Source organism: Bacillus sp. TH19 (assembly GCF_016651075.1).
In the GTDB taxonomy this organism is placed as follows: Bacteria; Bacillota; Bacilli; order Bacillales; family Bacillaceae_G; genus Bacillus_A; species Bacillus_A mycoides.
Genome location: NZ_JAEKEO010000007.1, coordinates 1,774,544 through 1,801,225 on the forward strand (window position 1 = coordinate 1,774,544; position 26,682 = coordinate 1,801,225).

At 36.6% G+C, this 26,682-nt stretch carries 22 protein-coding genes, 1 pseudogene and 1 riboswitch; all 23 genes and pseudogenes read left to right on the forward strand.

What is annotated here, in order from left to right:
- Positions 1-69: 69 nt before the first annotated feature.
- Positions 70-258 (forward strand): annotated as a pseudogene (gene spoVFB / locus JFU54_RS13085) (dipicolinate synthase subunit B); the annotation flags it as partial.
- A 149-nt stretch (positions 259-407) separates the two neighbouring features.
- Positions 408-1,454 (forward strand): aspartate-semialdehyde dehydrogenase, encoded by a 1,047-nt coding sequence (asd, locus tag JFU54_RS13090; RefSeq protein WP_002014577.1) that lies wholly within the window; start codon positions 408-410, stop codon positions 1,452-1,454.
- A 23-nt stretch (positions 1,455-1,477) separates the two neighbouring features.
- Positions 1,478-2,710, forward strand: coding sequence for an aspartate kinase (gene dapG / locus JFU54_RS13095; protein ID WP_002088068.1), 1,233 nt, complete (start codon positions 1,478-1,480; stop codon positions 2,708-2,710).
- A gap of 11 nt (positions 2,711-2,721) precedes the next feature.
- The gene (gene dapA, locus JFU54_RS13100) at positions 2,722-3,600 is read left to right on the forward strand and encodes a 4-hydroxy-tetrahydrodipicolinate synthase (RefSeq protein ID WP_002014579.1); all 879 of its coding nucleotides are present in this window, start codon (positions 2,722-2,724) and stop codon (positions 3,598-3,600) included.
- A 606-nt stretch (positions 3,601-4,206) separates the two neighbouring features.
- Positions 4,207-5,877 carry a ribonuclease J gene (locus JFU54_RS13105; RefSeq protein WP_002014581.1) on the forward strand — a complete coding sequence of 557 codons (1,671 nt, stop codon included), beginning with the start codon at positions 4,207-4,209 and terminating at the stop codon, positions 5,875-5,877.
- A gap of 102 nt (positions 5,878-5,979) precedes the next feature.
- On the forward strand, positions 5,980-6,729 hold the full coding sequence (gene tepA, locus JFU54_RS13110) for a translocation-enhancing protein TepA (protein ID WP_002014582.1): 750 nt from the start codon (positions 5,980-5,982) through the stop codon (positions 6,727-6,729).
- Positions 6,726-6,929 carry a YlzJ-like family protein gene (locus tag JFU54_RS13115; RefSeq protein ID WP_201064677.1) on the forward strand — a complete coding sequence of 68 codons (204 nt, stop codon included), beginning with the start codon at positions 6,726-6,728 and terminating at the stop codon, positions 6,927-6,929. Before tepA ends, JFU54_RS13115 begins: the two co-directional genes overlap by 4 nt.
- A gap of 235 nt (positions 6,930-7,164) precedes the next feature.
- Positions 7,165-9,549: a DNA translocase FtsK gene (locus tag JFU54_RS13120; protein WP_002014584.1), complete on the forward strand. Its 2,385-nt coding sequence runs from the start codon at positions 7,165-7,167 to the stop codon at positions 9,547-9,549.
- Positions 9,550-9,752: 203 nt separating this feature from the next.
- A riboswitch (purine riboswitch) is annotated at positions 9,753-9,854 on the forward strand.
- A 233-nt stretch (positions 9,855-10,087) separates the two neighbouring features.
- A complete protein-coding gene (locus JFU54_RS13125; RefSeq protein WP_002088063.1) occupies positions 10,088-10,813 on the forward strand; it encodes a GntR family transcriptional regulator in 726 nt (241 codons plus the stop codon).
- A gap of 90 nt (positions 10,814-10,903) precedes the next feature.
- Entirely contained in the window at positions 10,904-11,980 is a 1,077-nt protein-coding gene (locus JFU54_RS13130; RefSeq protein WP_002190493.1) for a BMP family lipoprotein, read from the forward strand.
- A 120-nt stretch (positions 11,981-12,100) separates the two neighbouring features.
- Complete coding sequence (locus JFU54_RS13135; RefSeq protein ID WP_098636008.1) at positions 12,101-13,633, forward strand: ABC transporter ATP-binding protein; 1,533 nt, start codon at positions 12,101-12,103, stop codon at positions 13,631-13,633.
- Positions 13,626-14,684: an ABC transporter permease gene (locus tag JFU54_RS13140; RefSeq protein WP_002190491.1), complete on the forward strand. Its 1,059-nt coding sequence runs from the start codon at positions 13,626-13,628 to the stop codon at positions 14,682-14,684. Before JFU54_RS13135 ends, JFU54_RS13140 begins: the two co-directional genes overlap by 8 nt.
- Complete coding sequence (locus JFU54_RS13145) at positions 14,685-15,644, forward strand: ABC transporter permease (protein WP_002033690.1); 960 nt, start codon at positions 14,685-14,687, stop codon at positions 15,642-15,644.
- Between the two features lie 210 nt (positions 15,645-15,854).
- Positions 15,855-17,129 carry an EF-P 5-aminopentanol modification-associated protein YfmF gene (yfmF, locus tag JFU54_RS13150; protein WP_201064680.1) on the forward strand — a complete coding sequence of 425 codons (1,275 nt, stop codon included), beginning with the start codon at positions 15,855-15,857 and terminating at the stop codon, positions 17,127-17,129.
- Complete coding sequence (gene yfmH / locus JFU54_RS13155; protein WP_201064683.1) at positions 17,130-18,416, forward strand: EF-P 5-aminopentanol modification-associated protein YfmH; 1,287 nt, start codon at positions 17,130-17,132, stop codon at positions 18,414-18,416.
- A 113-nt stretch (positions 18,417-18,529) separates the two neighbouring features.
- A complete protein-coding gene (gene ymfI, locus JFU54_RS13160; RefSeq protein WP_002014593.1) occupies positions 18,530-19,243 on the forward strand; it encodes an elongation factor P 5-aminopentanone reductase in 714 nt (237 codons plus the stop codon).
- Positions 19,244-19,318: 75 nt separating this feature from the next.
- Positions 19,319-19,567, forward strand: a complete 249-nt coding sequence (locus JFU54_RS13165) for a DUF3243 domain-containing protein (protein WP_000114449.1) — start codon at positions 19,319-19,321, stop codon at positions 19,565-19,567.
- Between the two features lie 139 nt (positions 19,568-19,706).
- Positions 19,707-20,492 (forward strand): DUF3388 domain-containing protein, encoded by a 786-nt coding sequence (locus JFU54_RS13170; RefSeq protein ID WP_000574107.1) that lies wholly within the window; start codon positions 19,707-19,709, stop codon positions 20,490-20,492.
- Positions 20,493-20,513: 21 nt separating this feature from the next.
- Entirely contained in the window at positions 20,514-21,425 is a 912-nt protein-coding gene (locus JFU54_RS13175) for a helix-turn-helix domain-containing protein (RefSeq protein ID WP_002142844.1), read from the forward strand.
- Positions 21,426-21,488: 63 nt separating this feature from the next.
- Positions 21,489-22,067 (forward strand): CDP-diacylglycerol--glycerol-3-phosphate 3-phosphatidyltransferase, encoded by a 579-nt coding sequence (gene pgsA / locus JFU54_RS13180; protein ID WP_002014596.1) that lies wholly within the window; start codon positions 21,489-21,491, stop codon positions 22,065-22,067.
- A gap of 20 nt (positions 22,068-22,087) precedes the next feature.
- Complete coding sequence (locus JFU54_RS13185) at positions 22,088-23,326, forward strand: competence/damage-inducible protein A (protein WP_201064686.1); 1,239 nt, start codon at positions 22,088-22,090, stop codon at positions 23,324-23,326.
- 143 nt (positions 23,327-23,469) lie between these two features.
- On the forward strand, positions 23,470-24,501 hold the full coding sequence (gene recA, locus JFU54_RS13190; protein WP_002014599.1) for a recombinase RecA: 1,032 nt from the start codon (positions 23,470-23,472) through the stop codon (positions 24,499-24,501).
- Between the two features lie 483 nt (positions 24,502-24,984).
- Positions 24,985-26,550 carry a ribonuclease Y gene (rny, locus tag JFU54_RS13195; RefSeq protein WP_002014600.1) on the forward strand — a complete coding sequence of 522 codons (1,566 nt, stop codon included), beginning with the start codon at positions 24,985-24,987 and terminating at the stop codon, positions 26,548-26,550.
- The last annotated feature ends 132 nt before the right edge of the window (positions 26,551-26,682 follow it).

A 26,682-nucleotide genomic window follows, 5' to 3' on the forward strand; every position in this document is an offset into this window, starting at 1 on the left:
TTTAACTAACCCTGATTTTTATATATAATAGAAGAAATTAAAAACCCCCTCTTTTGTTATCACCCTGTTGGTGTCAACCTCATGCGCCTAATGGCTACAAAAGACATCTACTTCGTACCATTTGGCCAAGATGCACCAGAGAAAAAACCGAACTCAATGGTAGCTCGTATGGAGTTACTTGAAGATACAGTATTGGAAGCGCTACAAGGAAAACAATTACAACCTGTTGTTGTAGAAAAATTCAGATATATGAATTAAAAAACGAAAAAAACGTACAATTTTTGTTGAAACCATCATTCTTACTGTAGAATATGATAAAATTAACGTTATTAAGATTAGAGGGGGCATTGTAAGCTCCTTCTAATTCTAAGTTATAGAAGGATTGGTATCTAGAAAGGGGCATAGTGATGGAAAAGCAAAAAACTTTTCATGTCGCTGTAGTTGGAGCAACCGGCGCAGTTGGTGAACAAATGTTAAATACTTTAGAGAAACGAGAATTTCCAATTGGGAAGTTAACGTTACTTTCATCTAAACGATCTGCAGGTAAGAAACTTGTATTTAAAGGCGAAGAATTTACAGTTCAAGAGGCAACTCCTGAAAGTTTTGAAGGAGTAGATATTGCACTATTTAGTGCAGGTGGATCTGTATCGAAACAATTAGCGCCAGAAGCAGCAAAGCGCGGTGCAATTGTTGTTGATAATACAAGTGCATTCCGTATGACAGAAAACGTGCCACTTGTTGTACCTGAAGTAAATGAAAATGATTTAAAAGAACATAATGGTATTATTGCAAATCCAAACTGTTCTACAATTCAAATGGTAGTAGCTCTTGAACCAGTTCGCCAGCAATATGGTTTAAAACGAGTAATCGTTTCCACATATCAAGCTGTATCAGGTGCTGGTGCGGCAGCTATTGAAGAACTTCATGAACAATCACAAGCAATCTTAAATGGCGAAGAAGTAAAGGCGAATGTTTTACCTGTATCAGGTGACGAAAAGCATTTCCAAATCGCTTTTAATGCTATTCCACAGATTGATAAATTCCAAGATAATGGATTTACATTCGAAGAAATGAAAATGATTAATGAAACGAAAAAAATTATGCATATGCCTGAATTAGAAGTAGCTGCGACATGTGTACGTTTACCAGTTGTATCGGGTCATTCCGAGTCTGTGTACATTGAAGTAGATAAAGAAGGCGTAACAGTAGAAGAAATGAAAAACTTACTTGCAAATGCAGAAGGTATTGTACTGCAAGATAATCCAGCAGAGCAGTTATATCCAATGCCAGCTACTGCAGTAGGTAAAAATGAAGTATTCGTTGGAAGAATCCGTAAAGATTTAAATAATGATAAAGGATTCCACCTTTGGGTCGTATCTGATAACTTATTAAAAGGCGCTGCATGGAATTCTGTTCAAATTGCAGAGCGCTTAGTAAAATTACAATTAGTGTAAACGGCTAAGAGAAGGTGCAAAATATGAAAATTATTGTTCAAAAATTTGGTGGTACATCAGTACGTGATGACAATGGGCGCAAGCATGCGCTTCACCATATAAAAAAATCGTTAGCTGCTGGTTATAAAGTAGTTACTGTTGTATCAGCAATGGGCCGTAAAGGTGAACCGTATGCAACTGATACGTTATTAAGTCTTGTAAATCAAGAGGAACCTAATATTTCTAAACGTGAGCAAGATTTATTATTATCATGCGGAGAATTAATCTCAGCAATTGTTTTCTCTAACATGTTGAATGAGAATGGTATAAAAGCAGCAGCATTAAATGGTGCGCAAGCTGGTTTTGTAACGAATAATGACTTTACGAATGCTAAGATTATTGAAATGAATTGCGATCGTATACATGAAGAGTTACAAAATGTAGATGTTATCGTCGTGACTGGATTCCAAGGTCAAACGAAAAATGGAGATACGACAACACTTGGACGCGGAGGTAGTGATACCTCAGCTTCAGCATTAGGTGTTGCGCTTCATGCTGAATATATCGATATCTTCACAGATGTTGAAGGTGTTATGACTGCGGATCCTCGTATCGTAAAAGATGCACGTCATCTTCAAACTGTAACATATAACGAGATTTGTAACATGGCTTATCAGGGTGCGAAAGTTGTTCATCCGCGTGCGGTTGAAATTGCGATGCATGCAAAAGTACCACTTCGTGTACGTTCTACGTATTCTGATAGTGAAGGTACGCTTATTGCGGCATATGATGGTGCTACAAAAGGGCAGGATGTAGAAGAACGTCCTGTTACAGGGATTGCCCATGTGTCAAACGTAACGCAAATTAAAGTGCTTGCAAAAGAAACTGCATATGATTTACAACAACACGTGTTTAAAGAAATGGCTAATGAAGGGATTAGTGTGGACTTAATTAACATTTCTCCTACTGGTGTAGCTTACACAGTAAAGGATAGTGTATCAGCGCGTGCAGTTGAGGTTTTAAAGCAACTTGGATATGATCCAGTGGTGACAGAGCATTGTGCGAAGGTTTCTATCGTTGGTGCTGGAATGGCAGGTATTCCAGGGGTTACAGCGAAAATTGTCACAGCTTTAGCGGAAAAAGGTATTCAAATTCTGCAATCAGCAGATAGTCATACGACAATTTGGGTTCTTGTAAAAGAAGCCGATTTAGTGGAGGCTGTGAATGCATTACATAGTGCATTTGAGCTTTCAAAAGAAAAGCAACTGGAACAATAAGGAGTGAGATCATGATAGATTTTGGGACAATTGCAACCGCGATGGTAACACCGTTTGATAAAAATGGTAATATCGATTTTGCAAAGACAACGAAATTGGTAAATTATTTAATTGATAACGGTACAACAGCAATCGTGGTAGGAGGGACGACTGGAGAATCTCCTACATTAACATCAGAAGAAAAAGTAGCGTTATATCGCCATGTCGTATCTGTTGTCGATAAAAGGGTGCCCGTCATCGCTGGAACAGGTAGCAATAATACGCATGCTTCTGTCGATTTAACAAAAAAGGCAACTGAAGTTGGTGTTGATGCAGTTATGCTAGTGGCACCGTATTATAATAAACCGAGTCAAGAAGGGATGTACCAGCACTTTAAAACAATCGCTGAAAGCACTCCGCTTCCGGTAATGCTATATAATGTTCCAGGACGATCTATTGTACAAATCTCTGTTGATACAGTTGTTCGTTTATCAGAAATAGAAAACATTGTTGCGATTAAAGATGCAGGCGGCGATGTATTAACAATGACAGAAATCATTGAAAAAACAGCGGACGACTTTGCAGTATACAGCGGTGATGATGGTTTAACATTACCAGCTATGGCAATTGGAGCAAAAGGTATTGTTTCTGTAGCATCTCATGTTATCGGGAATGAAATGCAAGAAATGATTGCTGCATTCCAAGCTGGAGAGTTCAAAAAAGCGCAGAAATTACATCAATTACTAGTAAAAGTAACGGATGCACTATTTATGGCGCCGAGCCCAACACCAGTAAAAACAGCATTACAAATGGTGGGATTAGATGTAGGTTCTGTACGTTTGCCACTTCTTCCATTAACGGAAGAAGAAAGAATAACGTTACAATCCGTAATGCAATCTATTCCTCGTTAATAAAAATGACCTAGTGTGAAACTAGGTCATTTTTATTTTGACTAACTATATGTAAGTGATGAAAATTAGCTATAGTTAATAGGCTGTAATAAGAAGGGGATGGCAGGGGGAGAATTAGTAAGAAACTGATTACAGAGATAAGATTTTTTTGTGAATATCGTTTCATGTTTATGTAAAGAATTTACATGAATATTTTTCCATCAAACTCTTATTACGTAGGGCAAATAGTAAAACTGATATGAATTTTGCCCTCTTAAATTATAATCTCATTTTAGTGTCTTCTCTTGTCTTTCGCATAATTTAACTTGTGTTCTATTTCTTGTATCAGTTATAATATGGCTAAGTAGCTTAGTACGGGTATGCTTAGCAAAATTGGTAAAAATTAAGATTTAATGAAATTTTCATATCATATCGAATAAGATATTTGATTTATATAATGAAAGAGAGGTGAAACCTGGTTTAAAAAATTAACAAGGACATGATATCGCATAACGGTAAGGACATTCGTCTTGGACGGTGAATATATGGTGGTTGTAGAGTTTCCCCTGGTGTCTCTGCAATTTTAGTGAAATCAGTGTTTGCAAGATTTTTAAACCAGGCAACAACATGAAGAGAAAAGAGAATGAGTCTGTTAAAGTATTTGCTCTTGGCGGAGTAGGTGAAATCGGAAAAAACATGTACTGTGTTGAAATTGATTCTGAAATCTTTATTGTAGATGCCGGATTGATGTTCCCAGGAGATGAAATGTTTGGGATTGATATTGTTATTCCTGACATTACATATTTAGTAGAAAATCAAGAGCGAGTAAAAGGACTATTTATTACCCATGGTCATGAAGATCATATTGGTGGAATTGTTTATGTGCTTCGTAAATTATCTATTCCAGTATATGCGACGAAATTAACGGTAGGACTTATACAAGAAAAGCTTGGCGAAGCAGGAATGTTAGGCCGTGTAGACTTAAAAACAATTGACTCGAATTCAACAGTAGAGTTTAATTCAACAAATGTGTCATTCTTCGGAACGACACATAGTATTCCGGATTCTGTGGGTGTTTGTTTCCATACATCAAAAGGTGCTGTAGTATATACAGGAGACTTTAAATTTGATCAAACTCCAATCGGAAATAGTGGAGCAGATCTTGGGAAAATGGCGCAAATTGGAAATGAAGGCGTACTTTGCTTGTTATCTGATAGTACAAACGCTGAACGTCCTGGTTATACAGGTTCGGAAAAAGAAGTTGGTATAGAGATTTCTAAAGTATTCTATAGTTCAGAAGGACGTATTATTGTTGCTTCATTTGCATCGAATGTACACCGTATTCAACAAGTGTTTGATGCAGCTGCTGAAACTGGAAGGAAAGTAGCGGTAGTAGGACGTAGCATGGTGAAAGTGGTAGATATTGCAAGACGTCTTGGTTATTTAGATGTTCCAGAAGGTATGGTTATTTCATTACAAGAAATAGACAATTTCCCGGAAAAAAAGGTAGCTATCTTAACGACTGGTAGTCAAGGGGAACCGATGGCAGCCCTTTCTAGAATGGCGAAACAAGCTCATAAACAAATTTCAATTCGTAAAGGTGATACTGTTATTATTGCAGCTTCTCCAATTCCAGGAAATGAAGTATCTGTATCAAAAATTATTGACTTGTTATTTAGATCTGGTGCTGAGGTTATTTATTACGGTGAAAGAAAAGTTCACGTTTCAGGTCATGGTAGCCAAGAAGAATTAAAGCTGATGATAAATTTAATGAAGCCGAAGTATTTTGTACCCGTACATGGTGAGTTCCGTATGCAAAAAGCACATGCGTATTTAGCGGAAGATGTAGGTATTGCGAGAGAGAATATCTTTATCGTAGAAAAAGGCGATGTAATTGCTTTTGGTGACGATGAAGCAAAATTAGCTGGTAAAGTGCAAGCTGGTAATGTTTTAATTGATGGATTAGGTGTAGGTGACGTCGGTAACATCGTTCTTCGAGATAGAAAGATGTTATCTCAAGATGGAATTTTAGTTGTTGTTGTAACACTTGGTAAGGATGAAAAGAAAATAATCTCTGGTCCAGAAATTATTTCACGCGGCTTTGTATATGTTCGTGAATCAGAAGCATTAATCGAACGATCCACAGATATTGTACGTATGATTGTTGAACAATCAATTAAAGAATATACAATTGAATGGTCTATGTTGAAACAAAATATTCGTGAATTATTAGGGCAGTTCTTGTACGAAGAAACGAAGAGAAAGCCAATGATTTTACCGATTATTATGGAAGTATAAAGAAGGTCACCTTTACAGGTGATCTTTTTCTTTTTTAACCCTATCGAATGAAATTCATAACTTAAGAAATAATAGTTATATACGAGTGAAAGGGGATGCGATATGACAGAACGTGATCGTTATACAAATGAAGAAAAAGAAGCTGAGCCGAAAGAAGTTCCAAAAGAGGCTTCTATAGTGGAGAAAATTCAGCAACTTGGACAGACAAATGTACCACAAATGAATGAATCGCGTATTCATTGCTTAACAATTGTTGGGCAGGTGGAAGGTCATATTCAGTTGCCACCACAAAATAAAACAACAAAATATGAACACATCATTCCGCAAATTGTCGCGATTGAACAAAATCCAAAAATTGAAGGTTTACTGTTAATATTAAATACAGTTGGGGGTGACGTTGAAGCTGGATTAGCGATTTCTGAAATGGTGGCCTCGCTTTCAAAACCAACTGTATCTCTTGTTTTAGGAGGAGGGCATTCAATCGGTGTACCGATTGCGGTCTCAACTGATTATTCATTTATTGCCGAAACAGCGACGATGACAATTCATCCAATTCGTTTAACAGGTCTTGTTATAGGTGTGCCACAAACATTTGAGTATTTGGATAAAATGCAAGAAAGAGTCATTCGATTTGTGACAAAGCATTCGAAAGTAACGGAAGATCGTTTTAAAGAGCTTATGTTTGCAAAAGGGAATTTGACGCGAGATATTGGGACTAATGTAATAGGTGGAGATGCAGTGAAGTATGGTCTTATAGATGGTGTCGGTGGTATTGGTAGCGCACTTCGAAAATTAAACGAATTAATTGATGAACGCAAGGATAATAGTACAGAAGGGACAATGCTACAATGATTTTATATACAATTATGCCAGAGCAACTTGTGTATCCGGCCGATTATTCACAATACGAAAGCCAAAAAGTTGTGAATATAAATGGCGTGGAATTAGTGGTTTCTGAGGAGGATAATCAATGTTACTCTATTGTACGTGTATTAAGTACGAATCCGTCTCACTACCTAGAGTTTGAGCCCGGACAGAAAATTACCTTTTAGCAAAAAGAAGGATTTTGTTTAGGAGCTATGGTATAATATAAAAAACAAGACGGTTGAGCAGCCATGAGTAGGCTGCTTTCTTCTGTTTATTTAACATTTTACAAGAAGTGTAAAAATAGAAGATATAAAGACCTGAAAAATAGAGAGAAAGACCTGAAAAATAGAGAGAAAGACATGTAAGTAGATCTTTTTTATAAGAAAGTTGTACTTAATTTCTAGAACACGAGGTGAAGAAATGGCAAAACAAAAGCAAAGAGGGACGAAGGCTAAGGCAAGACGTACGATAAAGCCAACTTTGTATTATGAAATCGTCGGGTTGACTCTTTTTGCACTTTCGATTATTACGATTTTACAGCTAGGTGTTGTAGGGAAATCGTTTGTGTTATTTTTTCGCTTCTTCTTTGGTGAGTGGTACATAATTGGTGTGTTAGGTGTAATAGCTTTATCTGTTGCGTTTGTAATAAAGCGGGGATGGCCCAACCTTTTAAATAAACGGCTAATAGGTGTTTATTTAATTGTACTAGCAATATTAATGTTTAGTCATATTACATTATTTAACCTGCTTACGAAAGATGGAGCTGTGCAAAATACTTCTGTAATTGTTAGTACAAAAGATTACTTCTTCCTTGAAATGAAAAAGGGCCCGGATAGTGTTCATTTAGGTGGTGGTATGTTCGGTGCATTGATGTTCGCAACGTGCTACTTCTTATTTGACGAAGTAGGGGCATATATCATTGGAATTATTTTAGTTATTCTTGGAATACTTTGTATAACAAATAAACATATTGGAGAAGTACTTGCTCCGGTAGGGAGAATTCTTAGAAGTCAGTTTCAAGTAATGCAAGGGGATTATAAAGATTGGAAATCTCAAAGGGTCGCCGAGCAAACTGAAAAGAAAAAAACAACAAGAAGCAAGAGGCGTGAACGTGTTGCTGAACAAGAAGAAGCTATTGAGCCAGTAGAAGAAATAGAAATTGGTCCACCAATTATTTCGAATTTTACTGAGAATTATCCAGTACGTGAAGAGACGGAAAAGCAGATAGAAGAAAATGATTTAATCACTCCTCCGTTTATTGAAGAGGCAGTTCCGCCTGCGCCAGAAGAACAACCTCACAAGAAACGAGGAGAAAAAATCGTTGAATCGCTAGAAGGTGAAACGAAAGCACCTCCTATGCAATTTTCTAATGTGGAAAATAAAGATTATAAGCTTCCTTCGCTTGATATATTAAAGTTTCCCCAAAATAAGCAAGTTACAAATGAAAATGCGGAAATTTATGAAAATGCTCGTAAATTGGAACGTACATTCCAAAGTTTTGGTGTGAAAGCGAAAGTAACAAAAGTACATAGAGGTCCTGCAGTTACGAAATATGAAGTGTATCCTGATATGGGAGTAAAGGTAAGTAAAATTGTTAGTTTAAGTGATGATTTAGCGCTTGCTTTAGCAGCGAAAGACATTCGTATTGAAGCACCTATTCCCGGGAAATCAGCTGTAGGGATTGAGGTTCCGAATTCAGAAGTTTCTATGGTAACGCTGAGAGAAGTTCTTGATTCAAAGGCGAATAACCACCCAGAAGAGAAGTTATTAATCGGTCTTGGACGTGATGTTACAGGAGAGGCTGTATTGGCACGTTTAAATAAAATGCCCCATTTATTAGTAGCTGGTGCGACTGGTAGTGGAAAGAGTGTATGTATTAATGGAATTATTGTAAGTATTTTAATGCGTGCAAAACCGCATGAAGTAAAATTAATGATGATTGATCCGAAAATGGTAGAGTTAAATGTATATAACGGTGTTCCGCACTTATTAACACCAGTCGTAACTGATCCGAAAAAAGCATCACAGGCTTTGAAGAAAGTTGTGAGTGAAATGGAGCGTCGTTATGAATTATTCGCGCATAGCGGTACGCGTAACATTGAAGGATATAATGATTATATTAAAGAACATAATAGCCAATCGGAAGCGAAACAACCTGAATTACCATATATTGTAGTAATTGTGGACGAGTTAGCTGATTTAATGATGGTTGCTTCTTCGGATGTAGAAGATGCGATTATGCGTTTAGCGCAAATGGCACGTGCTGCTGGTATTCATTTAATTATTGCGACTCAGCGCCCGTCAGTTGATGTTATCACAGGTGTTATTAAAGCGAATATTCCATCGCGTATTGCATTTGCTGTATCTTCCCAAATAGATTCTCGAACGATTCTTGACGGTGGTGGTGCAGAAAAGTTGCTAGGTCGTGGAGATATGTTATTCATACCAATTGGTGCATCGAAACCTGTTCGTGTACAAGGGGCATTTTTATCAGATGATGAAGTTGAGAGAGTCGTAGAATCTGTTATTGCGCAGCAAAAAGCGCAATATCAAGAGGATATGATTCCACAAGATGTTCCTGAAACAAAGCAGGAAGTAGAAGATGAATTATACGATGAAGCGGTTCAGCTTGTAGTAGAAATGCAAACAGCATCTGTTTCTATGTTACAACGTAGATTTAGAGTAGGATATACGCGAGCAGCTCGTTTAATTGATGCCATGGAAATGAATGGTGTAGTAGGTCCTTATGAAGGTAGTAAACCAAGGGGAGTACTCATTAAAGATGTGCAAGAAAAAAGTTCTTAAAAAAAGCCTAATTGTTTTTACAATTAGGCTTTTTTATATGCTGTTTTTGTTATATACTATAGTCATCGACTAAGAAAGGGCTTACATTTTTAAGGGTCCTTTAGAATACGAATGCTTATCGTTTTGGTTTTCAAAACGTTCGATATTTAATGTAGAAAAATGTTGAAATCTGTTGACACATATGGGAGCAAGTGGTAAGATTACTTCGAAAAGAATCACTGCCTCATATAATCTTGGAGATAAGGTCCATAAGTTTCTACCTGGCAACCATGAATTGCTAGACTATGAGGGGAAAAGTGTCTAACAAAGGATGTAAGGAATCTTTGTGCCGAACTTTTTCTCTATATGAGAAATGTTTATGGTACAAAGTTTTTTTTATGGAATAAAGTGTGAAAATTTCATCTTGAAAAATTATTAATATTTATTCGATAATTACGCTTATTTTTAGTATTTAGTAATTTATACTATGTTGTAAGTTGAAAAAAGAGAAAAGAAGTCTTACATCAGAGGTCGAATAATTGAAATGCGGGGGAGTCTTATGTCAGTAAAATCCGATAGTCGTCACCTATATTTGCGGGTGATTGATCACATCAAAGGAAAAATTAAAGATGGGGCTTACAAAGAAAAACAAAAGTTACCTTCAGAGTTTGATCTAGCGAAAGAACTTGGTGTAAGTAGGGCAACTTTAAGGGAAGCACTACGTATTTTAGAAGAAGAAAATGTTGTTATTCGTAGACATGGTGTAGGGACATTTGTAAATGCGAAGCCGTTATTTTCTTCCGGAATAGAGCAACTTTCTAGTATTACAGATATGATTTCTAGTGTGGGGAAAACACCAGGAACAATCTTTTTATCATCATCTACAACAACTTTAACAGAAGAAGAAAAAGAGAAATTTAATTGTGAAGATGCTTTTAGCGCAGTAATGATTGAACGTGTTCGTACAGCGGATGGGGAACCAGTTGTATATTGCATTGATAAACTGGCAAAAGAGATATTACCAGATTTATCGGGATACAATGAGGAATCGCTGCTTACAGTAATACATAATAATACGCACAAGCGTATCACATACGCAGTTGCTCACATTGAACCGATTGGTTATCACCCGAAAATTTCACCGATTTTAGAATGTGAACCTGAAACGGCACTGCTAGTTTTAAAACAAATGCACTATGATCAAAATGATGAGCCAATCTTATATTCTATTAATTACTTTAGAGCTGATAAGTTTAGCTTCCACGTATTAAGAAAACGTATGTAGGGAAGTTCCTTTTTAGGGAGGTGACAGCAAGAAGTAAGGGACAGCAGCGTATGAATCATTAGACAAAACATTTCAGGAGGGGTTTCTAGTATGAAGAAAAAAACAGGTCTTTTATTATCGTTAACGTTAGCAGCAAGTACAGTGTTAGGTGCATGTGGTAACTCGGATAAAGCGGATAGTGACAAAAAAGGGGATAAAGAGTTTAAGGTTGGTATGGTTACAGATGTTGGGGGCGTTGATGACAAATCATTTAACCAATCTTCTTGGGAAGGATTACAACAGTTTGGTAAAGATAATGGATTAAAAGAGAAGACAAATTATCGTTATCTTCAATCTGAAAAAGAAGCGGATTATATTCCGAACTTAAAGAAATTTTCAAAAGATAAGTATGATTTAGCTTTCGGTATTGGGTATAAATTAGAGGGAGCAATTAAAGAAGTAGCAAAAGAATCTCCAAAACAACAATTTGCAATTGTTGATACTGTTGTAGATGCACCAAACGTAACAAGTATTACATTTAAAGATCATGAAGGGTCATTCCTTGTAGGTGCGGTGGCAGCTATGTCAACAAAATCGAATAAAGTAGGATTTGTTGGTGGAATGAAGAGTGATTTAATTAGTAAATTCGAGAATGGATTTAAAGCTGGTGCTAAGGCAGTGAATCCAAATATTGAAATCGTATCTGAATATGCTGAAGCATTCGATAAGCCTGAAAAAGGTACAGTTCTTGCGTCAGCAATGTATGGTCAAGGCGTAGATGTTATTTATCATGCTGCTGGTGGTACAGGTAACGGTGTATTCACTGAAGCGAAAAACCGTAAGAAAAAAGGTGAAAACGTTTGGGTAATCGGTGTTGACCGTGACCAAAATCAAGAAGGTATGCCTGAAAACGTAACATTAACTTCAATGGTAAAACGTGTTGATATCGCTGTACAAAAAGTAGCAAAAGAAGCGAAAGATGGAAAATTAAAAGGTGGTAAAATTGAAGCGTTTGGCTTAAAAGATGACGGTGTTGGTATTGCAAAAACAACTGATAACGTGAAAAAAGTTAACCCTGAGATTTTAACAAAAGTAGAAGAATTTGAAAAGAAAATTACAGCTGGAGAAATTAAAGTACCAGCTACAGATAAAGAATATAAAGAATATGAAGCTTCTCTAAAAAAATAAAGATAGAGAAATAGCAAAGGTTAGTTCTTAGAACTAACCTTTGTATGTATAAAACTTCCAAATTGCTTAATAAGTTAATAGTGTAATAGGGGAATGTTCCCTGTTAAAAGGAGGAACGAAATGGAATACGTAATTGAGATGAATAATATTACGAAAGTATTCCCAGGCATTGTAGCGAATGATGATATTACGCTGCAAGTAAAACAGGGAGAAATACATGCTTTACTTGGAGAAAATGGTGCAGGGAAATCCACATTGATGAATGTACTATTCGGTTTGTATCAGCCAGAACAGGGTGAAATTAAAATTAAAGGAACGCCTGTAAAAATTACAAATCCGAATATTGCGAATGATCTTGGTATTGGGATGGTCCATCAACATTTTATGCTTGTTCATAATTTTACAGTTACAGAGAATATCATTCTCGGTAATGAACCGAAGAAAAAAGGGAAAATAGCTGTTGAAGAAGCTGCTAAAGAGATTCAAAAGTTGTCTGAACAATATGGTTTAGCTGTAGATCCATACGCGAAAATACAGGATATTTCTGTTGGTATGCAACAGCGTGTTGAAATTTTAAAAACACTTTACCGTGGAGCGGAAATTTTAATATTTGATGAACCGACTGCAGTGTTAACACCACAAGAAATTCATGAATTGATTCAAATTATGAAAAAGCTTGTGCAAGAAGGAAAATCTATCATTCTTATTACTCATAAATTGAAAGAAATTATGGAAGTTTGCGATCGTTGTACAATTATTCGCAAAGGAAAAGGGATTGGAACTGTTGACGTTGCAAATACGGATGAACATAAACTTGCAGAATTAATGGTCGGACGTCAAGTGAATTTTAAAACAGAAAAAATAGACGCTACGCCCAAAGAAGAGGTACTTTCTATTGCAAATCTTGTTGTTCACGATGCACGCCAACTGCCTGCTGTAAAAGGCCTTGACTTAACTGTTCGTGCGGGGGAAATTGTTGGTATTGCAGGAATCGATGGAAATGGACAAAGCGAATTAATAGAAGCAATTACTGGTTTACGAAAAGTTGAGTCAGGTTCTATTGCAATTAAAGGGAAAGAAATAACGAATTGGCCTGTTCGAAGAATTACAGAAGAAGGAATTGGTCATATTCCAGAAGATCGTCATAAGCACGGACTAGTTCTTGATTTTTCTGTTAGAGACAATATAGTTTTGCAAACGTACTATAAAAATCCATTTTCAAAGAAGGGGATTTTAAACTTTAGCAAAATCACAGGGAAAGCGAAGGCACTTATTGAACAGTTCGATGTACGTACACCTAGCGAACAAACATTAGCGCGTGCTCTATCTGGTGGGAATCAGCAGAAAGCTATTATTGCACGTGAAGTAGATCGTAATCCGGATTTATTAATTGCAGCACAGCCAACACGTGGTTTAGATGTAGGTGCAATTGAATTTATTCATAAAAAATTAATCGAGCAGAGAGATAATGGGAAAGCGGTTCTTCTTTTATCTTTAGAATTAGAAGAAATTTTAAATGTGAGTGATCGGGTTGCGGTTATCTATGAAGGGGAAATTGTAGCAATTGTGAATGCGAAAGGCACAAATGAACAACAGCTTGGTTTGCTAATGGCTGGAGGAACAGAGAAAGAGCAGGTGGGTACAAATGGCTAAAAAACTTTTAACAGAGCGAACGATAAATATTTTAGTCCCAGTACTATCCGTTATTTTTGGTTTAATTGTTGGAGCGATTGTAATGCTGGTTAGTGGCTATGATCCAATTGTTGGTTATAGTGCGCTTTGGACAGGTATGTTCGGCAGTGCTAGTGCGATTGGTGAGACACTTCGCACTATGATACCACTTATTCTTGCTGGATTATCGGTGGCGTTTGCATTTCGTACAGGTTTATTTAATATCGGGGTAGAGGGTCAACTATTAGTTGGTTGGCTTGCGGCAGTTTGGTTCGGTTATGCGGTCTCACTACCAGCGTTTCTTCATATTCCATTATCTATTTTATTTGCAGCAATGGTGGGTGGAATATGGGGCTTTATTCCTGGTTATTTAAAAGGGAAGTTTAAGGTTAATGAAGTTATTGTAACAATAATGATGAACTATATCGCGTTATATGTAACGTATGACATAATTAAACGCTTTTTACATGAGGGCAATGATAAAACATACGATATTAAAGCGAGTGCATCTTTATCTTCAGATTGGTTAGCTGCAATAACTGATGGTTCACGTCTTCACTGGGGAATTATTGTTGCAATTTTAGTAGCAATCTTAATGTGGTTCTTATTAGATCGAACAACTCTAGGTTATGAATTAAAGTCAGTAGGATTTAATCAACATGCTTCTCAATATGCAGGTATGAAGGTTTCTCGTAATGTAGTATTCTCCATGACAATTGCTGGTGCATTTGCTGGGATTGGTGGAGCAATGGAAGGGTTAGGAACATTCCAAAGCATGACAGCAATGTCTTCATTTACAGGGATTGGATTTGACGGAATTGCCGTAGCGCTTCTTGGAGGAAATAATCCATTTGGTATTATCCTTTCAGCATTGTTATTTGGTGGTTTGAAAAGTGCTTCCCCTCAAATGAACTTTGAGGCAGATGTACCATCAGAACTTATTAACGTAATTATTGCATGTATTATCTTCTTTGTTGCATGTAGTTATGTTTTAAGATGGGCGCTTACACGCATGAGCAAGGAGGGGAAATAAATGAGCTTTTTAGATATATTAGCCATTCTTGTGACAGGTACGTTATATACATCAGCACCTTTAATTTTTACAGCATTAGGTGGTGTATTTAGTGAACGATCAGGTGTTGTAAATATTGCGTTAGAAGGACTAATGCTATTTGGTGCATTTGTTGGAATTGTTACAACCTTATTAATGGGTGATACTTGGGGAACGATGACTCCATGGATTGCATTACTATTTGCGGCAATTGGTGGTGGATTATTTGCATTACTTCACGCGGTAGCATCTATTACGTTCCGTGCTGATCAGGTTGTAAGTGGTGTAGCGATTAACTTCTTATCTCTTGGTTTAACAGTATTTGCGATTAAGAAGATTTTTGATAAAGGGCAGACAGATTTTATTCAATACCGTATTGAAAAAATCGATGTCCCAGGTCTATCAGATATTCCAGTTATCGGAAAAATATTTTTCTCAAACGTACCGTTAACATCGTATATTGCCATTATTTTAGCATTTGTTGTTTGGTACATTATTTATAAAACACCGTTCGGTCTTCGTCTACGTGCTGTTGGTGAACATCCAATGGCAGCAGATACGATGGGGATTAATGTATATAAAATGCGTTATATTGCAGTTTGTATATCTGGAATGTTTGCAGGAGTGGGTGGTGCGGTCTTCGCAATGTCGATTTCTGGTAACTTCTCAGGTGCTACAATTACTGGACAAGGTTTCTTAGCACTAGCAGCTATGATCTTTGGTAAATGGAATCCACTTGGTGCTCTTGGAGCAGCATTGTTCTTCGGATTTGCTCAATCACTTGGGATAACAGGTGGTACAATTCCTATATTAAAAGAAATTCCAAGTGTATTCTTAACGATATTACCGTATGTATTTACAATATTAGCACTTGTTGGTTTTGTAGGCCGATCTGAAGCTCCGAAAGCATTAGGAACGCCTTATGAAAAAGGAAAACGATGATTATTTAGAAAGTATAAAAAAAGCTCGCACATTAGTGCGGGCTTTTTTACATAGAATATATTTAATACGGAATTTTACTATGTTCCTTACATATTAAAGTTTTTAGAAAGACTCAAATGTAAGCATAATAAGGAAGAAAAGTTGATTTTTTATTTCTAAAAACTGTATATTGAAGAGGAATATTCCTACATACGTAAAGGAGGGCTATTAATGAAACTAATGGAACAGCAACTGCATGAATTAGGTGGCTTGCGAGTACATATTATTCCGACTGATAAATTTAAAACAAATACCTTTGTATTTCGTTTTAAAGCACCTTTAAATGAGGAGACGGTGACAGAGCGTGCCCTATTGCCGTACGTATTGCAAAGTGCGACAGAAAAACTGCCTTCTGTAATTCGTCTTCGTCAATATTTAGAAGAATTATATGGATCTTCTTTAGCGGTAGATGTAAGTAAAAAAGGGGAAGACCATATCATCTCTATTTATGTAGACATTGCAAATGAAACATATTTACGCGATGCACCACCGTTATTTGAAAAAGCACTTTCTATGTTATCTGATATTGTTTTACATCCAGCAACAGAAGGGGACGGTTTTCTATCTTCTATTGTAGAAAGTGAGAAACGAGCACTCTTGCAACGAATTGAAGCTACTTATGATGATAAAATGCGTTATGCAAATGAGCGTTTAATTGCAGAAATGTGCAAAGTAGAACCATATCGCTTAAGTGCAAATGGAAAAAAAGAAAGTGTTACTTCTATTACAAATGAAAGTTTGTATCAATATTATCAAAAAGTGTTAGCTGAAGATGAAATGGATTTATATATCATTGGTGATATTTCAGAAGATGCTGTGAAGCTTGTAAATAAGTATTTTTCGATCTCACCTCGCGCTATGAAAGAGAGAAATGTACTTCTTCATAAACGAAATAATGAAGAAAAAGAAATTGTTGAAAAACAAGAACTAAAGCAAAGTAAATTAAATATCGGCTATCGCACATTCATTACGTATAAAGATGAAGATTATTTTGCATTACAATTGTTTAACGGATTATTTGGAGGGTTTTCTCATTCGAAGTTATTCGTAAATGTCCGTGAAAAAAATAGTTTAGCGTACTATGCAGCATCGAGATTTGAAAGTCATAAAGGTTTGCTCTTCGTTATGTCTGGAATTGAAGCGAAGAACTTTGAAAAAGCTGTTGAAATTATTAAAGAACAGATGAAAGCAATGCAAAGCGGTGATTTTTCAGAGGAAGAGATTCAGCAAACGAAAAGTGTAATTCAAAATCAAATCTTAGAGGCAATTGATACACCACGTGGTTTTGTTGAAATGCTTTATCACGGGGTGATTTCAGAGCGTACGCGTCCAGTTGAAGAATGGCTAACGGGCATAGAAAGCGTGACGAAAGAAGAGATTGTGAAAGTTGCTAATAATATTGAACTAGATACAATTTACTTTTTACATGGAACGGAGGGAGAATAAATGGAGAAAATTGTGTATGAGCAATTAAAAGAGACGCTATATTATGAAAAACTTCCGAATGGATTAGACGTATATATCTTACCGAAACAAGGCTTCAACAAAACATTTGCAACATTTACGACGAAGTACGGTTCTGTTGATAATACATTTGTACCGCTTGGAAAAGAAGACATGACTCGTGTACCAGATGGAATTGCTCATTTCCTTGAGCATAAATTGTTTGAAAAAGAGGACCATGACGCGTTTCAATTGTTTAGTAAACAAGGTGCTTCAGCGAACGCTTTTACATCTTTTACAAGAACCGCTTATCTCTTTTCCTGTACATCAAATGTGGAGAGAAATTTAAATACGTTGTTAGACTTTGTACAAGAACCGTATTTCTCTGAAAAAACGGTTGAAAAAGAAAAAGGTATTATCGGTCAAGAAATTCAAATGTACCAAGATAACCCAGACTGGCGTTTATACTTTGGGTTAATCGATAGTTTGTTTGTGAAACATCCAATTAAAATTGATATTGCAGGGACGATTGAGTCTATTAGTAAAATTACAAAAGACCTACTGTATGAATGTTATGAGACTTTTTACCATCCGAGCAACATGTTATTATTTGTTGTTGGAGCGATTGATCCTGAAAAAACAATGGATTTAGTTCGTGAAAATCAAGCGAAAAAAGATTACGAAAATCAACCAGAAATCGTTCGCTCTTTTGAAGAGGAGCCAGAAGAAGTAAATGAAAAGAAAAAGATTATTTCAATGCCTGTTCAAACTCCAAAATGTTTAGTTGGTATTAAGGCAACGAATTTAAAAGAAAAAGGGCAAGCTCTGTTAAAACAAGAAATTGCACTTACATTACTTTTAGATTATTTATTTGGAAAAGGGTCAGTTCATTACGAATCTTTATATAATGAAGGTCTTATTGATGATTCGTTCTCGTATGACTATACAGAAGAAAATAACTTCGGTTTTGCAATGGTTGGTGGAGATACGAAGCACCCTGATGAATTGGCAGAGCGATTAAAAGGTATTTTACTACAAACGAATTATGATCAGTTAGATGAGAATGCGCTGGAACGGGTGAAGAAAAAGAAAATTGGCGGATTTTTACGATCGTTGAATTCACCTGAATATATTGCAAATCAGTTTACACGATATGCGTTTAATGAATCTAGTTTATTTGATGCTCTTACAGTGTTAGAAGGATTAACTGTTCAAGACCTACAACAAGCAGCAAAAACATTATTAATTGAAGAGAAAATGAGTGTCTGCCAAGTGTTACCAAAAAAATGAAGTAATATGTGAATAAAAAACGCAGTATCTATATCCCTCATCTAACGTTTGGTTATTGCCAAATGATAAGATGAGGGTATTATTTATATATAAAAAGATAAGAGAGGGAATTTATGAAAAAGTATGCATTAGTAACTGGAGGAAGCGGAGGGATTGGCTCTGCTATTTCGAAGCAGTTAATCGAGGATGGTTATACAGTCTATATTCATTACAATAAAAGCGAAGAGAAGATAAGGGGGTTACAAAAGGAGTTTGATGCAGTGATTCCTGTGCAAGCAAATTTAGCTTCTATCGATGGAGCAGAGAAATTGTGGGGACAAATCGAACATCCTATTGATGTTATTGTATACGCAGCTGGAAAGAGTATATTTGGATTAGTAACGGATGTTACGAATGAAGAATTAGATTATATGGTGGAGCTTCAAGTGAAGAGTGTATATAGACTTTTATCGATGGCGCTTCCACCGATGATCGGGCGGAGAAGTGGTAATGTTGTTGTTATTTCATCCATTTGGGGGCAAATAGGAGCGTCTTGTGAGGTGCTGTACTCAATGGTGAAAGGTGCACAAAATTCATATGTGAAGGCTTTAGCGAAAGAAGTTTCTCTAAGTGGATTGCGCGTTAATGCGGTAGCGCCAGGTGCGATCGAAACAGAAATGTTAAATGTATTTTCAGAAGATGATAAAAATGAAATTGCTGAAGATATTCCATTAGGTAGAATAGGACTACCCGAAGAGGTAGCAAAAACAGTATCATTCCTCGTTTCGCCAGGAGCTTCTTATATTACGGGGCAAATTATCGGAGTGAATGGCGGTTGGCATTGCTAAAAATTCTTACATAAAAAACAAGAAATTGTACAAATTAAGCATGATTCTATTACTAAAATAGTGAGGTGCTTAAACATGTCAGTGTTAGATAATTTTGATCAGTGGAAGAGCTTTTTAGGAGAACGTTTAGAACAAGCGGGGGGAAAAGGGCTTGATGGTGGTGCCGTATCAGATATGGCATTTCGTGTTGGTGATTATTTAGCAAATGAAGTAGAAGCGCGCAACGATCAAGAAAAATTATTGTCTGAGCTTTGGAAAGTTGCTGATGAACAAGAGCAACATACAATTGCAAATTTAATGGTGAAGTTTGTACAACATAAGTAAAAGTAGAGAGGAGCTTCTCCTCTCTACTTTTTTTGTATAGTAATTAGGAGGAATAGATTATACATTTAGCTTCCCTATTAAGGTGAAATCATATAATATAGTACGTAGGTGTAAAGTAAGCGTAGGGGAGTGATCTTGGATGATTGAATGGTATTTTGAATATGAAATACATAAAAACCGACCTGGCTTACTTGGTGACGTTTCTTCGTTAATCGGTATGCTTGGCATCAATATTGTCACAATTAATGGTGTAGATAATGCACGACGTGGACTTTTGCTTATGTGTGATAATCAAGAGCAAATCTCTAGACTTGAATCAATTTTAAATACGATGGATAATATAACGGTAACGAAATATCGTCCGCCAAAGCTTAGAGATAAGCTAGCAGTTAGACATGGTAGGTACATACAACGAGATGCAGATGATAAGAAAACATTTCGATTTGTGCGTGATGAATTAGGATTGCTTGTAGACTTTATGGCGGAGATAATGAAAAAAGAAGGTCATAAATTAATTGGGATACGAGGAATGCCTCGTGTCGGAAAAACAGAATCTATTGTTGCCGCAAGTGTTTGTGCAAATAAGAGATGGTTATTCGTATCATCTACTCTCATTAAGCAAACTGTTCGTAGCCAATTGATTGAAGATGAGTATAGCGACGATAATATTTTCATACTAGATGGAATTGTGTCGACAAAGCGTGCAAATGAAAGACACTGGCAGCTCGTTCGTGAAATCATGAGATTGCCTGCAACGAAAGTTGTGGAACATCCGGATGTGTTTGTGAGTCAGTCAGAATACACATTGGATGATTTTGATTATATTATCGAATTGCGTAACGATTATGATGAAGAAATTCAATATAATTTAGTAGATGAAATTGAGCAAGGTACGCAAAACAATTTCTCTATGTTCGACTTTTAAAGAAATATTGAGGTGTTAGTAGTGACGGAATTAGGACAAAAGCTGACAGAAGCAAGAGAAGCGAAAGGCTTATCTATTGATCAGCTGCATGAGATTACAAAAATTCAAAAACGCCATTTAGTAGCGATTGAAGAAGGCAATTATGATGTGTTGCCAGGAGCTTTTTATGCGCGTGCATTCATTAAACAATATGCAGATGCTGTTGGATTAAATGGAGAGGAACTGCTTGTGGAATATCAGAGTACGATACCACAGTCTGAAAAACGTGAAGTTCCACAAGTATCAACTGGACAAAAAACACAAGAAACAATGCAAAAATCTTCATCATGGCCAATTGCGGATCATATGCCCAAAATTTTGATTGCGTTGTTAGTAATCGCATTTGGAGTGGTAGTCTGGTTTGTTATTCAAGCGTTAACTGGAAAAGATGATAGGCAAGTTCAAAATGCTCAAAGTGAGAAAATTGAGGTTCAAAAAGCAAAAAATTCTCCGTTAGATACGAAGAAAGATGAAGCGAAAGCGGAAGAACCAAAAAAAGAAGAACCAAAAAAAGAAGAACCAAAGAAAGAAGAGCAACCAGCGCAACCAACTGGACAACAAGAAGTGAAGGTAGTTGGAACGAGTGGTAAGGTATCTACTTTGGAAATTCATAATAATAAAACATTAGAACTGGAAATTTCAGCGAAGGGTGCAAGCTATGTAGATGTTAAAGATGATGCGGGTAACGAAATTCTAAACACTACAGTACAAAGTGGTCAAACAGAAAAACGTGATTTATCAACAGTAAAAGAAGTGCGGCTTAATATTGGAAGTGCACCGAATGTTGAAATTAAACTGAATGGCCAAGTGGTTACTTTCCCATTAGATCCAGCAAAAGAATATCACCAAAGATTGGTGATAAAAAACCAAGGGATAGGGCAAGCTGCGCAATAACAGTCATCGCTTCGATGACTTTTTTCAATGAACAAATGTTTTTGACATGATGGAGGAATAGCTGTGAATTTACCAAATAAAATTACAATATCTAGAATCTTCTTAATTCCAATTTTTATGGTAATTATGTTAGCGCCCTTTGAGTGGGGCTCATTTATAATTGGTGATGTAGAGTTACCAATTCAACATTTAGTAGGGGCACTTATCTTTATTATTGCTTCGGCTACAGATTGGATTGATGGACATTATGCAAGAAAGTATAATCTTGTAACGAATTTAGGGAAATTCCTTGACCCGTTAGCAGATAAATTACTTGTTTCGGCAGCACTTATCACATTGGTAGAAATGCAATATGTACCTGCTTGGATCGTTATTGTAATTATAAGCCGTGAGTTTGCAGTAACAGGTTTACGCCTTGTACTTGCTGGGACAGGGGAAGTAGTTGCAGCAAATCAGCTAGGGAAAATTAAGACATGGACACAAATTATTGCAATTGCAGCATACTTATTACATGATGTACCGTTAAATCTACTTCATATTCCAGTTGCAGATATTTTCATATGGATTGCATTATTCTTTACCGTTATTTCAGGATGGGATTATTTCTGGAAAAATAAAGATGCTTTTGTAAACTCAAAATAGAAGTTTATGGGGGAATTGGGATGAATGCTGAAATTATTGCGGTTGGAACGGAATTATTACTTGGACAAATTGCAAATACAAATGCCCAGTTTTTATCTGAAAAGTTAGCTTCAATCGGAATTAACGTGTACTACCATACTGTTGTTGGGGATAATAACAAGCGATTACAGAAGGCAATTGAATTGGCTGAAGAACGAGCTGATATGCTCATTTTTACAGGTGGATTAGGACCGACAAAAGATGATTTAACGAAAGAAACAATAGCGTCTAGTTTAGATGAAGAGCTTGTGTATGATGAAAAGGCATTAACATCGATAAGCGATTATTTTAAGCGTACAGGCCGTGAATTTACGGAGAATAATAAAAAGCAGGCGCTCGTTTTAAATGGATCGACTGTATTTGCGAATAATCACGGTATGGCGCCTGGTATGGGATTAAATACGAATGGAAAAGTGTATATTTTATTACCAGGACCACCAAAAGAAATGAAGCCGATGTATATAAGTTACGTAGAGCCTTTTTTATGTAAGTTTACAACGGGGGAAAATATTTATTCTCGTGTTCTTCGTTTTTTTGGTATTGGGGAATCTCAATTAGAGGTGAAAGTTCAAGATTTAATTGATGGACAAACGAACCCAACCATTGCACCACTTGCAAATGATGGAGAAGTGACATTACGTTTAACTGCCAAACATCATGATGCTGATGAGGCGGAGAAACTGATTCAGCATGTGGAAGATTTGATTTTAGAAAGAGTAGGAGAATTTTTCTACGGATATGACCAAGATTTCCTTCATTACAAGGCAATAAGGCTATTGAAGGAAAAAGGGTTAACTTTAGCGTGTGCAGAAAGTTTAACAGGTGGTCTTTTTGGAAATCAAGTAACAGAAAATGCTGGTGTTTCGTCTGTATTTAAAGGCGGTGTCATTTGTTATCAAAATGATGTGAAGCAACAAATTTTACATGTACCTGAAGAAGTGTTACGTACTGATGGCGCGGTTAGTAAACAGTGTGCTCGCTATCTTGCTGAAAATGTAAAGGAACTGTTAAAAGCAGATATCGGAATTAGTTTCACTGGGGTGGCAGGACCGGATGCTTCAGAGCATAAAGAACCAGGAACAGTATTTATTGGATTGGTGATTAAAGATGAACCAGCTGTAGTCTTCTCGCTTAATTTAAGTGGAAGTCGTCAACAAATTAGAGAACGCTCTACAAAATATGGATTTTATCATTTATTTAAAAAGCTAGAAGAGATATAAATTTCTTCTAGTTTTTTTTGTTGGAAAACCTAGTTTTATTCGATATAAAATAAAAAAATCGAATAAATGTTCGATTTTTGTTGGCAAATTGAATTGAAAATAGGTATAATAAGATTAGCAATTTAGTTAAGGAGGAATTTTGAATGAGCGATCGTCAAGCGGCATTAGATATGGCGTTAAAACAAATAGAGAAGCAATTCGGTAAAGGTTCAATTATGAAATTAGGAGAACAAGCGGAGCGTAGAATTTCTACAATTTCAAGTGGTTCTTTAGCACTTGATGTGGCACTAGGGGTAGGCGGATACCCACGTGGCCGTGTTATTGAAATTTATGGACCTGAAAGTTCAGGTAAAACAACAGTTTCATTACACGCAATCGCGGAAGTACAGCGTCAAGGTGGACAAGCAGCGTTCATTGATGCGGAGCATGCAATGGATCCTGTATATGCACAAAAATTAGGTGTTAACATAGATGAATTACTATTATCACAGCCTGATACAGGGGAGCAAGGACTAGAAATCGCAGAAGCACTTGTACGAAGTGGAGCGGTTGATATTATCGTAATTGACTCTGTGGCAGCTCTTGTACCGAAAGCTGAGATCGAAGGGGACATGGGTGACTCTCACGTTGGTTTACAAGCACGTTTAATGTCACAAGCACTTCGTAAACTTTCAGGTGCAATCAACAAATCAAAAACAATCGCAATCTTTATCAACCAAATTCGTGAAAAAGTTGGGGTTATGTTCGGGAACCCAGAAACAACTCCAGGTGGTCGTGCGTTGAAATTCTATTCAACTGTCCGTCTTGAAGTACGTCGTGCTGAGCAGTTAAAGCAAGGTAACGATATTGTTGGTAATAAAACGAAAGTAAAAGTAGTTAAAAATAAAGTAGCACCGCCATTCCGTGTTGCTGAAGTTGATATTATGTACGGAGAAGGTATTTCAAGAGAAGGTGAAATCTTAGATATGGCTTCTGAACTTGATATCGTTCAAAAGAGCGGTGCTTGGTACTCTTATAATGAAGAACGCTTAGGACAAGGTCGTGAAAATTCGAAGCAATTCTTAAAAGAGAATACGGATTTAAGAGAAGAAATTGCCTTCTTTGTTCGTGAACATCACGGAATTGGTGAAAACTCTGGTGTTGAAGACACGGAAGATTCAACTCGTCAAGATTAAAAAATAAAAGACACGGTCCCGTGTCTTTTATTTTTTAATCCACTATGAAAGCGTTATATATAGCTGGAGATAAAATATTTATTCTATCCAAAAGGCTATGTGTAAAGGGGAATATTCATATATTTTAAGTGAATGAATTGGGATTTTCTAAGGTTTTCCAGGATAATATGCTGTCTGTTTTTTAAATCCATATAAGATTCAGGGCTTAAGGTAAAGAAAGTAAAAGTAGACAACGCTTGACAATGAAAATTGCGATAGATACAATGAGAATGTATATTTTTTCTTATATACGATATACTCTTCTCAAGAAGAGAAGTAATATTCGGAGTAAGACTTAAATCTTGCCGAAATAATAATATGACATTTTAATTGTGAAATGAAGAAAGTCCCTTAAAAAAGCGGGACGACGGTCTTTGCTGTACGTTGTAATTCAATGTACATGCCGACAGTCTTTTTTCATTCATAGCAAGGGGAGGTGAAATCATGAGTAGTAGTACAGTTTGGATACTCATCTCCATTTTGCTTGCAACAGTCGGTGCAGTTGTTGGCTTTTTTGTTCGAAAGTCTATTGCTGAAGCGAAGATTAATGGTGCAGCTAATGAAGCAAAACGTATTCTAGACGAAGCGAATCGTGATGCTGAAGCACTTAAGAAAGAAGCGCTTTTAGAAGCAAAGGATGAAATTCATACACTTCGTACAGAAGCTGAATTAGAAATTCGTGACCGTAGAAGCGAATTACAAAAACAAGAAAATCGTTTAATGCAAAAAGAAGAGAACCTTGATCGTAAAGACGAAACGCTCGATAACCGCGAGCGACAGTTAGAAAAGAAAGAGGAATCTCTTGTAGCGAAACAACAACAGATTGAAGAGTTGGAAAGCAAAGTGGGAGAGTTAGTTCAAAAGCAACAAACAGAATTAGAGCGCATTTCCAATCTGACCCGCGAACAAGCGAAAGCAATTATTCTTGGTAAAGTGGAAAGTGAAGTTTCTCATGAAATTGCCGTTATGGTAAAAGAAAGTGAAGTTCGCGCGAAAGAAGAAGCGGATAAGAAGGCAAAAGAGATTTTATCTCTTGCAATGCAAAGATGTGCAGCTGATCATGTTGCTGAAACAACCGTTTCGGTTGTAAATCTTCCAAATGACGAAATGAAGGGACGTATTATCGGACGTGAAGGTCGTAACATTCGTACGTTAGAAACGTTAACAGGTATTGACCTTATTATCGATGATACACCAGAAGCTGTAATTCTATCTGGATTTGACCCGATTCGTCGTGAAACAGCTCGTATCGCTCTTGATAAACTAGTACAGGACGGACGTATTCACCCAGCGCGTATTGAAGAGATGGTCGAAAAATCAAGACGTGAAGTGGACGAGTATATTCGTGAAGTCGGAGAGCAAACAACGTTTGAAGTGGGTGTTCATGGCTTACATCCAGATTTAATTAAAATTTTAGGTCGTTTAAAATACCGTACAAGTTACGGACAAAACGTCTTAAAACACTCTATGGAAGTTGCATACTTAACTGGACTTATGGCAGCGGAGCTTGGTGAGGATGAAAAACTAGCAAGACGTGCTGGTCTATTACATGATATCGGAAAAGCAATCGATCATGAAGTAGAAGGTAGCCACGTTGAAATTGGTGTTGAACTCGCAACGAAATATAAAGAGCATCCTGTTGTAATAAACAGTATCGCATCTCACCATGGTGACACAGAACCAACTTCTATCATTGCAGTTCTAGTTGCTGCAGCAGATGCATTATCAGCTGCAAGACCGGGAGCTCGTAGTGAAACGCTTGAGAATTACATTCGTCGTCTTGAAAAGTTAGAAGAAATTTCAGAGTCTTATGAAGGCGTAGAAAAATCTTTCGCAATTCAAGCAGGACGTGAAGTTCGTATTCTGGTAAAACCAGATACAATTGATGATTTAGAAGCTCATCGTTTAGCTCGTGATATTCGAAAACGTATTGAAAATGAACTGGATTATCCAGGACATATTAAAGTAACTGTTATTCGTGAAACACGTGCAGTGGAATACGCAAAATAAAGTGGTGAAACACCACTTTATTTTTTTGTGTTGGAATTGGGTAAAATAAAGAAAATTATTTATGAGCAGTATGCAAGTGAAAGAAACTTATAATAGATAAATTGTAACTGTTGTAAGGAAATAGCTTTAAGG

What these genes read in the sequence shown, in the direction of transcription:
- asd (WP_002014577.1), top strand. Translation starts at nt 408, where the DNA reads ATGGAAAAGCAAAAAACTTTTCATGTCGCTGTAGTTGGAGCAACCGGC.
- dapG (WP_002088068.1), top strand. Translation starts at nt 1,478, where the DNA reads ATGAAAATTATTGTTCAAAAATTTGGTGGTACATCAGTACGTGATGAC.
- dapA (WP_002014579.1), top strand. Translation starts at nt 2,722, where the DNA reads ATGATAGATTTTGGGACAATTGCAACCGCGATGGTAACACCGTTTGAT.
- JFU54_RS13105 (WP_002014581.1), top strand. Translation starts at nt 4,207, where the DNA reads ATGAAGAGAAAAGAGAATGAGTCTGTTAAAGTATTTGCTCTTGGCGGA.
- tepA (WP_002014582.1), top strand. Translation starts at nt 5,980, where the DNA reads ATGACAGAACGTGATCGTTATACAAATGAAGAAAAAGAAGCTGAGCCG.
- JFU54_RS13115 (WP_201064677.1), top strand. Translation starts at nt 6,726, where the DNA reads ATGATTTTATATACAATTATGCCAGAGCAACTTGTGTATCCGGCCGAT.
- JFU54_RS13120 (WP_002014584.1), top strand. Translation starts at nt 7,165, where the DNA reads ATGGCAAAACAAAAGCAAAGAGGGACGAAGGCTAAGGCAAGACGTACG.
- JFU54_RS13125 (WP_002088063.1), top strand. Translation starts at nt 10,088, where the DNA reads ATGTCAGTAAAATCCGATAGTCGTCACCTATATTTGCGGGTGATTGAT.
- JFU54_RS13130 (WP_002190493.1), top strand. Translation starts at nt 10,904, where the DNA reads ATGAAGAAAAAAACAGGTCTTTTATTATCGTTAACGTTAGCAGCAAGT.
- JFU54_RS13135 (WP_098636008.1), top strand. Translation starts at nt 12,101, where the DNA reads ATGGAATACGTAATTGAGATGAATAATATTACGAAAGTATTCCCAGGC.
- JFU54_RS13140 (WP_002190491.1), top strand. Translation starts at nt 13,626, where the DNA reads ATGGCTAAAAAACTTTTAACAGAGCGAACGATAAATATTTTAGTCCCA.
- JFU54_RS13145 (WP_002033690.1), top strand. Translation starts at nt 14,685, where the DNA reads ATGAGCTTTTTAGATATATTAGCCATTCTTGTGACAGGTACGTTATAT.
- yfmF (WP_201064680.1), top strand. Translation starts at nt 15,855, where the DNA reads ATGAAACTAATGGAACAGCAACTGCATGAATTAGGTGGCTTGCGAGTA.
- yfmH (WP_201064683.1), top strand. Translation starts at nt 17,130, where the DNA reads ATGGAGAAAATTGTGTATGAGCAATTAAAAGAGACGCTATATTATGAA.
- ymfI (WP_002014593.1), top strand. Translation starts at nt 18,530, where the DNA reads ATGAAAAAGTATGCATTAGTAACTGGAGGAAGCGGAGGGATTGGCTCT.
- JFU54_RS13165 (WP_000114449.1), top strand. Translation starts at nt 19,319, where the DNA reads ATGTCAGTGTTAGATAATTTTGATCAGTGGAAGAGCTTTTTAGGAGAA.
- JFU54_RS13170 (WP_000574107.1), top strand. Translation starts at nt 19,707, where the DNA reads ATGATTGAATGGTATTTTGAATATGAAATACATAAAAACCGACCTGGC.
- JFU54_RS13185 (WP_201064686.1), top strand. Translation starts at nt 22,088, where the DNA reads ATGAATGCTGAAATTATTGCGGTTGGAACGGAATTATTACTTGGACAA.
- recA (WP_002014599.1), top strand. Translation starts at nt 23,470, where the DNA reads ATGAGCGATCGTCAAGCGGCATTAGATATGGCGTTAAAACAAATAGAG.
- rny (WP_002014600.1), top strand. Translation starts at nt 24,985, where the DNA reads ATGAGTAGTAGTACAGTTTGGATACTCATCTCCATTTTGCTTGCAACA.